Origin of the sequence: Stenotrophomonas sp. ATCM1_4 (genome assembly GCF_004348115.1) — a bacterium.
In the GTDB taxonomy this organism is placed as follows: Bacteria; Pseudomonadota; Gammaproteobacteria; order Xanthomonadales; family Xanthomonadaceae; genus Stenotrophomonas; species Stenotrophomonas capsici.
Genome location: NZ_QPFB01000001.1, coordinates 463,130 through 473,877, shown reverse-complemented (window position 1 = coordinate 473,877; position 10,748 = coordinate 463,130). Strand labels below are relative to the sequence as shown.

General features: G+C 67.7%; 11 protein-coding genes. 7 read left to right on the top strand and 4 right to left on the bottom strand.

Translation table 11 applies throughout. The features are described from left to right. A partial coding sequence (locus ATCM_RS19210) for a hypothetical protein (protein WP_207911767.1) occupies positions 1-204 on the top strand: 204 nt, incomplete at its 5' end. Between the two features lie 163 nt (positions 205-367). On the opposite strand, the gene tyrS is transcribed toward ATCM_RS19210, so the two are convergent. Further along, on the bottom strand, positions 368-1,579 hold the full coding sequence (gene tyrS, locus ATCM_RS02175; RefSeq protein ID WP_132862625.1) for a tyrosine--tRNA ligase: 1,212 nt from the start codon (positions 1,577-1,579) through the stop codon (positions 368-370). Between the two features lie 167 nt (positions 1,580-1,746). Between tyrS and ATCM_RS02170 the strand changes: the two genes are divergently transcribed. Further along, positions 1,747-3,198: a peptidoglycan DD-metalloendopeptidase family protein gene (locus ATCM_RS02170; RefSeq protein ID WP_132862624.1), complete on the top strand. Its 1,452-nt coding sequence runs from the start codon at positions 1,747-1,749 to the stop codon at positions 3,196-3,198. Between the two features lie 73 nt (positions 3,199-3,271). Beyond that, positions 3,272-4,396: an anhydro-N-acetylmuramic acid kinase gene (locus ATCM_RS02165; protein WP_132862623.1), complete on the top strand. Its 1,125-nt coding sequence runs from the start codon at positions 3,272-3,274 to the stop codon at positions 4,394-4,396. A gap of 70 nt (positions 4,397-4,466) precedes the next feature. On the opposite strand, the gene ATCM_RS02160 is transcribed toward ATCM_RS02165, so the two are convergent. From ATCM_RS02160 to ATCM_RS02150, 3 genes are all read right to left on the bottom strand, one after another. Next, positions 4,467-4,694, bottom strand: a complete 228-nt coding sequence (locus tag ATCM_RS02160) for a hypothetical protein (RefSeq protein ID WP_132862622.1) — start codon at positions 4,692-4,694, stop codon at positions 4,467-4,469. Positions 4,695-4,779: 85 nt separating this feature from the next. Continuing rightward, complete coding sequence (locus tag ATCM_RS02155) at positions 4,780-6,309, bottom strand: MFS transporter (RefSeq protein WP_132862621.1); 1,530 nt, start codon at positions 6,307-6,309, stop codon at positions 4,780-4,782. Next, positions 6,306-7,106, bottom strand: a complete 801-nt coding sequence (locus ATCM_RS02150; RefSeq protein ID WP_132862620.1) for an exodeoxyribonuclease III — start codon at positions 7,104-7,106, stop codon at positions 6,306-6,308. The genes ATCM_RS02155 and ATCM_RS02150 overlap by 4 nt, the downstream gene beginning before the upstream one ends. A 112-nt stretch (positions 7,107-7,218) precedes the next feature. Between ATCM_RS02150 and pyrE the strand changes: the two genes are divergently transcribed. The 4 genes from pyrE (at position 7,219) to kdpA (ending at position 10,743) form a co-directional block, all read left to right on the top strand. Next, complete coding sequence (gene pyrE, locus ATCM_RS02145) at positions 7,219-7,878, top strand: orotate phosphoribosyltransferase (RefSeq protein WP_132862619.1); 660 nt, start codon at positions 7,219-7,221, stop codon at positions 7,876-7,878. Between the two features lie 15 nt (positions 7,879-7,893). Continuing rightward, on the top strand, positions 7,894-8,598 hold the full coding sequence (locus tag ATCM_RS02140) for a hypothetical protein (protein WP_132862618.1): 705 nt from the start codon (positions 7,894-7,896) through the stop codon (positions 8,596-8,598). 329 nt (positions 8,599-8,927) lie between these two features. Beyond that, positions 8,928-9,020, top strand: a complete 93-nt coding sequence (locus ATCM_RS02135; protein ID WP_057635969.1) for a potassium-transporting ATPase subunit F — start codon at positions 8,928-8,930, stop codon at positions 9,018-9,020. 10 nt (positions 9,021-9,030) lie between these two features. Further along, positions 9,031-10,743, top strand: coding sequence for a potassium-transporting ATPase subunit KdpA (kdpA, locus tag ATCM_RS02130; RefSeq protein WP_132862617.1), 1,713 nt, complete (start codon positions 9,031-9,033; stop codon positions 10,741-10,743). Positions 10,744-10,748: the final 5 nt, after the last annotated feature.

Sequence of the window (10,748 nt, the reverse complement as noted above, 5' to 3'; positions counted from 1 at the left end):
ATCTCGTTGAAGCGAGCCGCCTACTTTAGCAGGCTTTTCGTTTCCGTCAACACCTTTTTGCGAGGCGGTGACTTCTTACTTTCCCTGCGCTGCGCCTCTTGCGAGGCCCCTGCGTCGGGGGAGGGAAAGTATGTGCTTCTTCTGCGGCTTTGTGAAGGGGGTGTGGAGGCTTTTTCTTACTTTTGTTTGGGCGGCCTGTTTTGAGGCCGCCCAAGGCGGTGAGGCAGTGCCTGCTCCCCCTACACATATAAGGAGCGCTACGACCTTCCCCTCACCCCAACCCCTCTCCCGCTTGCGGGAGAGGGGCCTTTCTGCCGCGAGCCGGGAGATCACGAGCCCGGAGATCCCTGGCGTGCTGGGTTCGGGCTCAGCCGGCGACCAGCAGGACGCGGGCGAAGGTGCGCTTGCCCACCTGCAGCAGGCCTTCGAAGCCCGGCTGCAGGACGGTCTGTGCGTCTTCGATCACTTCGCCATCGACCTTGACCGCACGTTCCTTGAGCTTGCGCGAGGCTTCGGAGTTGCTGGGGGTCAGGCCCGCGGCGGTCAACAAGGCGCCGATACGCAGGCCTTCGGCCGGCACGGTGACTTCCTGCAGCGGCAGCTGGGTGATGTCGCCCTGCCCGGTCACCGCCGCGTTCCAACCGGCAATGGCCTGCTCGGCGGCGGCGGCATCGTGGAAGCGGGTGGCCAGTTCGCGCGCCAGACGCAGCTTGATCTCGCGCGGGTTGATCGTGCCGGCTTCAACGTCGGCACGCAGCTGCTGGGCTTCGGCAATGGAGATGTCGAAGCTGAGCAGGTCGATCCAGCGCCACATCAAGGTGTCGTCCACCTTCATGGTCTTGGTGACGATGTCGATGGCCGGTTCGCTGATGCCGATGTAATTGCCCAGCGACTTGGACATCTTGTTGACGCCGTCCAAGCCTTCCAGCAGCGGCATGGTCAGCACGATCTGCGGTTTCTGCCCGTAATGCTCCTGCAGGCCACGGCCCATCAGCAGGTTGAACTTCTGGTCGGTGCCGCCGAGTTCGACGTCCGCCTCCAGTGCCACCGAGTCGTAACCCTGCACCAGCGGGTAGAGGAATTCATGGATGGCGATGGATTGCTGGGCGGCATAGCGCTTGGCGAAGTCGTCGCGCTCGAGCATGCGCGCCACGGTGTGCTGGCCGGCCAGGCGGATCATGTCCGCCGCGCCCATCTTGCCGAACCACTCCGAGTTGAAGCGGACTTCGGTCTTGTCGCGGTCCAGCACCTTGAACACCTGCTCCTCATAGGTGCGGGCGTTGGCGAGCACGTCTTCCTTGCTGAGCGGCTTGCGGGTCAGGCTCTTGCCGGAGGGATCGCCAATCATGCCGGTGAAGTCGCCGATCAGGAAAATGACCTGGTGGCCGAGGTCCTGGAACTGGCGCAGCTTGTTGAGCAGCACGGTGTGGCCCAGGTGCAGGTCCGGGGCGGTGGGATCGAAGCCAGCCTTCACGCGCAACGGGCGACCACTCTCCAGGCGCTGGCGCAATTCATCCAACTTGAGGATTTCATCGGCTCCGCGGCCGATCAGGGCAAGGGCTTCATCAATGGGGGACACGCTAAAACTCCCGGCTTCGCCGTTAAAAACATGAATGGTGTTAAGTGCAAGTTAACCACGCCGGCAGATCGAAAAGCCATATGGCTCAATGGTTTGACGCGGTATTGATAGGTGTCTATGTTACCCCCGTTTGAGCCCGCGCTCCGGGCCGGTCAGAGAAACCACCGATGGCACAATCCGATCATGGCGATGCGCGCAAGCAGCGCATCCAGGAAAGACGCAACGTCCTGCACGACACGGCCCTGCATCGGAGGCTCAAGGATCATCTTCCCGCCGCGTTCAACGAACGCTGGACACGGCGCCATTGGATCCACGCCAGCCTGTTCGTGACCATCGGCGCGCTCGCCGCGACGATCGTGCCGGGGTTCTCCAATTCCATCGACAACCCCCTGCCCGCCTCGCATGCCTCGTTGGCGCTGCCCTTGCCGCCGCTGGCGCTGGCACGCCAGGGCGAAACGCCCGGGGACAGCTGGCAGATCCTGCGCGTGCAGCGTGGCCAGACCCTGAGCGACCTGTTCGAAGCGGCCGGCGTGCCGGCCACGGTGATGCACCGCGTGCTGGAACACCCCGGCACCCGCGAGGTGCTGACCCGGCTCAAGCCCGGCACCGAGCTGGCGTTCGACCTGCCGGTGAACGGCAGCCTGCGCACCCTCCGGTTTGACCGTGATGCCAGCCACCGCGTCGAACTCTCCCTGCGCGATGACCAGATCAGCGAGAAGGTGACCGAGCGGGCGACGAGCACCCGGACGGTGGTCGCCAGCGGCGAGATCACCAGTTCGCTGTACGCCTCCGCGCGCCGCGCCGGGCTCTCGCCCTCGGCCATCGCCACGATGACCGACGAGATCTTCAAGTACGACATCGACTTCTCCAAGGACCTGCAGCCGGGCGACCGCTTCAGCGTGGTGATGGACGAGACCTGGCGCGAAGGCGAGCGCATCGACACCAGCAAGATCCTGGCGGCCACGTTCAACACCGGGGGCAAGACCTACACCGGCTTCCGCTTCGAGCGCGGTGGCAAGTTCGAGTACTACGACATCAACGGGCGGCCGCTGAAGAAGAGCTTCATCCGCATGCCGATCCCGTTCGCGCGGTTGAGCTCCAACTTCGGCGCGCGCCGACACCCGGTGCTGGGCACCATGCGCATGCACAAGGGCGTGGACTATGCCGCGCGCACCGGCACCCCGATCATGGCCGCCGGTGATGCCCGCGTGCAGTTCGCCGGCACCCAGCGCGGTTATGGCAACGTGGTGATCCTGGACCACGGGCGCGGCTACACCACGCTGTACGGCCATATGTCGCGCCTGGGCAGCTACCGCACCGGGGCGCGCGTGCCGCAGGGCGCGGTGATCGGCTACGTCGGCTCGACCGGCCTGGCCACCGGCCCGCACCTGCACTACGAATTCCGCGTCAATGGCCAGCACCGCAACCCGCTGTCGGTGACGATGCCGCCGCCGGAACCGCTCAAGGGCGCTGAACTGGCGGCGTTCCGTGCGCAGACCGCGCCGGCCATGGCGCGGATCCGCGGCATGGAGGAAGCCATCTACGCCGATGCCGGCAGCGCCACGCCGGCGCCGACGCAGACCGCCAGCGCGGCGGCACCGACCGGCAAGCGCGGCTGATCCAACCGCCGCGCGTTGACGCCACGGGCAGGGGGCTTGAAGCTTCCCTGCCCGTTTTCATCCGGCTTCTGCCATGACCGCCATTGATCCCCGCCTGCCGTTGTTCCTTGGCCTGATGTCCGGCACCAGTGCCGATGGCATCGATGCCGCGTTGGTGCAGTTCCCGACCGAAGGCGGGTGCCATTTCGTGCAAGGCCATACCCATGACTGGGAGGCGGACACGCGGGCGGCACTGATCGCGTTGGGCCAGGGCCATGAGCCGGCCTCGCTGGATACGCTGGGGCAACTGGATGCACAGGTGGGAATCGCGTTCGCCGCGGCCGCCAACCGGTTGCTGGCCAGTGCCGGCGTGGACGCCAGACAGGTGCGCGCGATCGGCTCGCATGGGCAGACCATCCGCCACCGGCCACTGGCCGCGCCGGGGTTCACCTGGCAGATCGGCGATGCCAACCGCATCGCGGAGTTGACCGGCATCACCACCGTGGCCGACTTCCGCCGCCGCGACGTGGCCGCCGGTGGCCACGGCGCACCGCTGATGCCGGCCTTCCACCTGGCCATGCTGGGCAGCACCGACGAGGACCGTGCCGTGCTGAACCTGGGGGGCATCGGCAACCTGAGCCTGATCGCCCGCGACGGCAGCCTGCGGGGCTTCGACACCGGACCGGCCAACGCGCTGCTCGATGGTTGGTGCCAACGGCACCTGGGGCAGGCCTTCGATGCCGATGGCGCGTTCGCGGCCAGCGGCCAGGTCGATGAAGGCCTGCTGGCGCGCCTGCTGGCCGAACCGTGGTTTGCCCTGCCACCGCCGAAAAGCACCGGCCGCGAACAGTTCCACCTGGCCTGGGTGGAGGCGCGCTTCGACGGCCGGCCACTGGCACCGGCCGACGTGCAGGCCACCTTGCTGGAACTGACCGCGGCCACCGTGGCGGACGCGTTGCTGGCCCACCTGCCGCAGGTGCGGCGCCTGCTCGTCTGCGGCGGCGGTGTGCGCAACCCGCAGTTGCTGCGCCGGTTGCAGGCTCGCTTGCCGGGGGTGGTGATCGGCTCCAGCGCCGAACAGGGGCTGGACCCGGATTACATGGAAGCGATGGGCTTTGCGTGGCTGGCGCAGCAGACGCTGGCGGGGTTGCCGGGCAACCTGCCCAGCGTCAGCGGGGCCCGTGGGCCGCGGATCCTGGGCGCGATCCATCCGGCCTGAGCCGGCTTGACTGGGCGGGGATTGCATCCACGCCAATGCGCGGGGAAAGCGCTGCTGGCCAGCCCGTGGGCTACAGGTCGGCGCCGGCGGGCAGTTCGTGCAGGGCCTTGATGGCTTCGGTGAGGACGTCGACTTCGCGGTTCTCGAAGCCGCTGCGGACTTCGTGCTCGCTGGAGAACAGCCCCTGTTCGAGCAGGATCAGGCAGGTCTGCTCATGGGTCCAGCCGCGCGCCACCGCCAGGCGGCGGATGCGCTCAAACAACAGCGGGTCGATATCCCGCAAGGTCACTTCGGCCATGTCCACCACGTCAACGGTCCGGTGGATCCCCCGGCGGCATCATCAGCGAGGCGGCCGGGGGATTCAATACGAACCGGCCGGCGGTTCAGCCGGCCTCGACAACCCGGGTGGTGGCATCCACCTCGCGGCGCAGCCACCAGGCCATCAGCAGGCCCGGCATGCCGACCACCACCGAGACCAGGAAGAACACCTGCCAGCCATAGGCATCGGCCAGGACACCGGCAAACGGCCCGACGAACACCCGCCCCAGCGTGGCGAAGGCCGACAACAGCGCGTAATGGGTCGCCGAGAAGCGGGTGCCGCACAGGCCACTGAGCAGCGCCACGAACGCCGCCGTGCCCATGCCGCCGGCGAAGTTGTCCAGGCTCAGCGCGAACAGCAGCAGGCCGTCCATCGGCGTGGGCGTGTCCAGGTGCACGATCAGCAGGTTGAAAGCGGGCACTTCCACCGTACCCCAGGCGCCGGCGCCCTCGCGGGCCAGCAGGTAGAACCCCAGGTTGGAGACCAGCTGCAGCACCCCGAAGGCGATCACCGCCGTGGACAGGCGCAGGCGCAGCAGGAAGAAGCCGCCGACGATGGCGCCGACGATGGTCATCAGCAGGCCGATGGTCTTGTTGGCCAGCCCCACCTCGGCCTGGCTGAAGTGCATGCCCTTGAGCAGGAACGGCGTGGACAGACTCAGCGCGAAGGCGTCGCCGACCTTGTACAGCACCACCAGCGCGAGGAAGGCGCCGGCACCGCGCATGCCGAAATAGCTGCGCAGCGAGGCGTTGAGGGTTTCGAAGCGCACCCAGCGGGTGACCCCCAGGCCCAGCACCATCGCCGCGGCGATCTGGGTGATGACGAACACCAGCCGCACCCAGCGGTCGCTGCTGTCCGGGTCCAGCCCGACCAGCACCAGCAGCTGGTGTGCCAGCCAGGCCCCCGCCGCCACGCCAAGCACCAGCGCCAGGAACCCCCACACTTCACTGCTGGCCTTGGAGACCGGAGCCTTGAAGCGCGCCGGCAGCGGCGGCATCAGCACCAGCGCCAGCACGCCGACCACGGCCGCCAGGCTCGCCATGACCCGGTACACCTGCGGCCAGCTCTGCCACTGCTCGGCCCAGATCAGGGTGATGCCACCGGACAGGACCATGGCCAGTCGATAGCCAAGGACGGTCAGCGAGCCGCCCAGGCCGCGTTCGGCCGGCTGCAGCAGGTCGGTGCGGTAGGCATCGATCACCACGTCCAGGGTGGCCGACAGGCAGGCCACCACCACCGCCACGGAAGCGAACAGGCCCAGGTTCCGCGAGGGAGAGAGTGAACTCATCACCAGCAGCGCCGCGGCCAGAGCGAACAGCATCAGCACGATCCAGCCGCGCCGGCGGCCGAGCAATGGCAGGTCGAAGCGGTCGATCAGCGGCGCCCACAGGAACTTGAACGTGTACGGGATGCCGATCAGGGACAGGAAGCCCAGGGTGACCAGGTCCAGGCCTTCCACCGTAAGCCACGCCTGCATGGCGCCGCCGGTCAGCGCCAGTGGCAGGCCGGAGGCGAAGCCCAGCAGCAGGATCACGAACAGGCGGCGCAGCCGCGGCAGGCCGCGATGCGGGGCCTCCACCAGCGCTTCGGTCACAGCTCGTAGTCCACGCTGAACGGGGCGTGGTCGGAGAATCGCTGACCGGTGTAGATCGAGCAGCCGCGCAGGCGATCACGCAGCCCCGGGGTGACGAACTGGTAGTCGATGCGCCAACCGACATTGTTGGCCCGGGCCGCGCCGCGGTTGCTCCACCAGGTGTAGTCCTCGCCGGTGGGGTTCAGCGCGCGGTAGGCGTCCACCCAGCCGCGGCCGGTGGCCGGGTCGGCGTGCTCGGGCAGGTCGGCGCACAGGCCGTTCAGCCAGTCGCGCTCCTCGGGCAGGCAGCCGGAGTTCTTCTGGTTGGACTTCCAGTTCTTGATGTCCAGCGCGCTGCGCACGATGTTCCAGTCCCCGCACAGCACGTAGTCCCGGCCGCTGGCCAGCCACTGGTCCAGCACCGGGCGCAGCCACTCCATGACCTCGAACTTGAAGCCCTGGCGCAGTTCGCCGGACGAACCGGACGGGATATAGAAGGAAACCACGCTGAGGTTGCCGAAGCGGGCCTCGATGTAGCGGCCCTCGTCATCGAACGGCGCCCAGCCCAGCCCGGTGCGCACCTCGTCCGGTTCGCGCCGGCTCCAGATCGCCACGCCGCTGTAGCCCTTCTTGGTGATGGCGTCGCGGTAGAAGCAGTGGTGGCCGTCCGGGCGGAACAGCGCGTCGGTCAGCTGCGACTCCTGCGCCTTGGTCTCTTGGATGCAGAGCACGTCGGACTGCTGCCCCAGGAACCACTCGCTGAAGCCCTTGGTGGTGGCCGAGCGGATGCCGTTGGCGTTGAAGCTGGTGATACGCATGAAAAACCACTGATGGGCCGGGAATGGGCACAGCATACCGCCGGGAACAGCATTCGCCGTAGCCATGCATTAACCTAGTGCCCTTCAAACGACGACTAGAAAGTGGATTTTCATGAGTAACCACCGTTCCCGCTTCCTGCAGCTGGCGCTGAATGCCGACGCCCTGCGTTTTGGCCAGTTCACCCTCAAGTCCGGCCGCTCCAGCCCGTACTTCTTCAACGCCGGCCGTTTCGACACCGGACTGGCCCTGGCCCAGCTGGGCAACTGCTATGCCGATGCCATCGAGGCGTCCGGGGTGGCCTACGACCAGTTGTTCGGGCCAGCCTACAAGGGTATCCCGCTGGCCACCGCCATCGCCTGCGAGTTCTCCCACCGCGGCCGCGACCTGCCGCTGACCTTCAACCGCAAGGAGGCCAAGGACCACGGCGAGGGCGGCAGCCTGATCGGCGCCGACATGGCCGGCCGCCGCATCCTGATCGTCGATGACGTGATCACCGCCGGCACCGCCATCCGCGAGGCGCTGGCCATCATCCGCGAGGCCAACGGCATCCCGGCCGGCATCGTGGTGGCCCTGGACCGCCAGGAGATCGCCTCGGAAGAAGACCGCCGCTCGGCCGCCCAGGCCGTGGCCGCTGAAACCGGCATTCCGGTGATCGCGGTGGCCAACCTGGCCGACCTGCTTGCATTCGCCTCCGGGAACCCGGAACTTGTCGGCTATCGCGAACCGTTGCTGGCCTACCGTGCCCGCTACGGGAGCAATCCGACAGGCTGATCGCAGGGGGCTGCCATGACGCTGATTCCTTCCCGGACAGGTACCACCGCACTGGCGCTGCTGGCAGCGCTGGCGCTGCCGGTGTCCGCGCAGAACAAGCCGGCCGACGCCGGCAAGAAGCTGTATTGCTGGAACCAGGGGGGCGAACGCATCTGCTCGGACACGCTGCCGAGCGAGGCGGTCAACAGCGCGCGCGAGGAATTCAACGCACGCAGCGGCACCCGCAGTGCCGAGGTCCAGCGTGCGCTCACCGCCGAGGAACGCGCCGATGCGGCACTGGCGCGGGCCCAGGCGGAGGTGGACGCCGCCGCGGTGGAAACGCGCAAGCGCACCGAGCAGGCGATGCTGTCCACCTATGGCAGCGAGGATGCGTTGCGCCGCGTATTCAACGAGCGCGTCGCCATCGTCGACAACAACATCAAGACCGCGGCCTACAACGTGACCAGCCTGCGCGAAGCGCTGGCGGCGCAGCTGGCATCGGCCGGCAACAAGGAACTGGCCGGGCAGAAGGTGGCCGACAAGCAGGCCCAGGACATCCGCCAGCGCCATGGCGAACTGCTGGCCCAGTTGCGCCTGCAGGGGGCCTTCGAGGCCCAGCGCAGGGCGCTGGACGTGGAGATTGCCCAGACCCTGGCCCGCTACCGTGAGCTCAAGGGCATCACCGCGCCGGCCGACGCGCCGCCGGCACCGGCCGCCGCCCCGGCACCGGCGCAGGGATGACCGACGCGTCCTGAGTCATGTGAACCCAAGCGGCCTTCGGGCCGCTTTTCTTTTGCCCGGTTGAAGCCCCCCGCTCCCCTCGATGGGGTGCATCGCACCCGGCCGGAGCGCGGGGCGCGGTGACCGCATCGCGCGCCGTGCCGGACCATGCGGCGTTCCCCCACTTTTTATGTGCTTTTTACGCCAATCCCTGCCCGTCGGCGTCGAACGTTTACGCCCTGCGGGAGGACGATGCCGGCCTTGAACGGGGTGATCGGCGTATCCAAGGCCGGTGCCCTGCCCTTCCATCAACGGGCATCGGCCATCCGGTGCCCCTACCGAGGTGTTCCATGCCCGGCTGGCTTTCCCTGTTGTGCGGCGTGGTGGTGCTGATCGCCGCCGCCTACCTGCTGTACGCGGTCCTGCGACCCGAGTCGTTCTGAGGACCGCGCCATGACCGAAACCCTTGTCATCCTGTTGGCCGGCATCGCGCTGGCCTGGCCGTTGGGGCTGTACCTGGCGCGGCTGATGCGCGGCACGCCCATGCGCATCGACATCCTGTTCCACTGGATCGAGAAGCCGCTGTACCGCGTGCTCGGCGTGGACCCGGCCCATTCCATGTCCTGGCGTGGCTACGTGCTCGCCTTCCTGATCAGCAACCTGGTGCTGGCCGTGCTGACCCAGGCGGTGTTCATGACCCAGGCCTGGCTGCCGTTCAACCCGGACAACATCCCCAACCTGCGCTGGGACACCGCGCTGCACACGATGGTGTCGTTCCTGACCAACACCAACCAGCAGCACTACAGCGGCCAGGCACAGCTGTCCTACCTGTCGCAGATGACCGGCATCACCGGCCTGCAGGTGATCACGCCGATGATGGGCCTGGCGCTGGCGGTGGCCACGCTGCGTGCGTTGTTCGCCAAGGCACCGGCGGCCACCACCGCCGACACCCATACGCCGGTACGCGTCACCGTCGGCAATTACTACGCCGACGTGGTGCGCCTGTGCCTGCGCTTCCTGTTGCCGCTGTGCCTGCTGTGGGCGCTGCTGCTGACCTGGCAGGGCGTGCCGTCCACCCTGGCCGCGGGCCCGCAGGCCACGCCGATCGATGCCAGCGCCGGCATGGCGACGCAGAAGATCCCGCTGGGCCCGGTGGCCGCGATGGTGGCGGCCAAGCAGTTGGGTGCCAACGGGGGCGGCTGGTACGGCCCCAACAGCAGCGTGCCGCTGGAGAACCCGACGCCGCTGTCCAATGCACTGGAACTGGTCGGCATTGTGCTGATCCCGATCGCGATCATCTTCATGATCGGCCGTTTCACCGGGCGCTGGAAGTTCGCGGCACTGGTGTTCGGCTGCATGCTCGGCATGTCGCTGCTGTCCACCTTCGCCAGCCTGTGGTCCGAGGGCCACAGCGCCACCGCCGCCAGCGCACTGCTGATGGAGGGCAAGGAAACCCGCTTCGGCGCGGATGGCACCGCGCTGTGGGCCACGCTCACCACCCAGGTGCAGAACGGCTCGGTCAACGGCATGCAGGACTCGATGAGCCCCCTGACCGGCCTGGTATCGCTGGTCAACATGCTGGTCAGCGCGATCTGGGGCGGCATTGGCTGCGGGTTGCAGCAGTTCCTGGTCTACATCCTGATGGCGGTGTTCCTGGCCGGGCTGATGACCGGGCGTACGCCGGAACTGTTCGGCCGCAAGCTGGAAACCCCGCAGGTGCGACTGCTGGCGGTGCTTGTGCTGTTGCAGCCGATCACCCTGCTCGGCCTGACCGCACTGACGCTGGCCCTGCCCGGCCTGGCCGGCACCTCCAACCCCGGCTTCCACGGCATCAGCCAGGTGTTCTATGAGTTCACCTCCGCCTATGCCAACAACGGCTCGGGGTTTGAGGGGCTGGCCGACAACACCCTGTGGTGGAACCTGAGCTGCGCGCTGGTGCTGGCCCTGGGCCGTTTCCCCGTGCTGATCATTCCGCTGGTCATCGCCTGCCAACTGGCGGCCAAGCGGCAGGCCCCGCAGAGCGCGGGCAGCCTGCAGATCGAAACCCCGACCTTCGCGCTGACCCTGGTCTGCGTGATCGTCATCCTCACCGTGCTGCAGTTCATGCCGGCATTGGTCCTCGGCCCGGTGGCCGACCACCTGAGCCTGGCACTGCAGGGAGCCTGATCCCC

What these genes read in the sequence shown, in the direction of transcription:
- ATCM_RS02170 (WP_132862624.1), top strand. Translation starts at nt 1,747, where the DNA reads ATGGCACAATCCGATCATGGCGATGCGCGCAAGCAGCGCATCCAGGAA.
- ATCM_RS02165 (WP_132862623.1), top strand. Translation starts at nt 3,272, where the DNA reads ATGACCGCCATTGATCCCCGCCTGCCGTTGTTCCTTGGCCTGATGTCC.
- ATCM_RS02160 (WP_132862622.1), bottom strand. Translation starts at nt 4,694, where the DNA reads ATGGCCGAAGTGACCTTGCGGGATATCGACCCGCTGTTGTTTGAGCGC.
- ATCM_RS02150 (WP_132862620.1), bottom strand. Translation starts at nt 7,106, where the DNA reads ATGCGTATCACCAGCTTCAACGCCAACGGCATCCGCTCGGCCACCACC.
- pyrE (WP_132862619.1), top strand. Translation starts at nt 7,219, where the DNA reads ATGAGTAACCACCGTTCCCGCTTCCTGCAGCTGGCGCTGAATGCCGAC.
- ATCM_RS02140 (WP_132862618.1), top strand. Translation starts at nt 7,894, where the DNA reads ATGACGCTGATTCCTTCCCGGACAGGTACCACCGCACTGGCGCTGCTG.
- ATCM_RS02135 (WP_057635969.1), top strand. Translation starts at nt 8,928, where the DNA reads ATGCCCGGCTGGCTTTCCCTGTTGTGCGGCGTGGTGGTGCTGATCGCC.
- kdpA (WP_132862617.1), top strand. Translation starts at nt 9,031, where the DNA reads ATGACCGAAACCCTTGTCATCCTGTTGGCCGGCATCGCGCTGGCCTGG.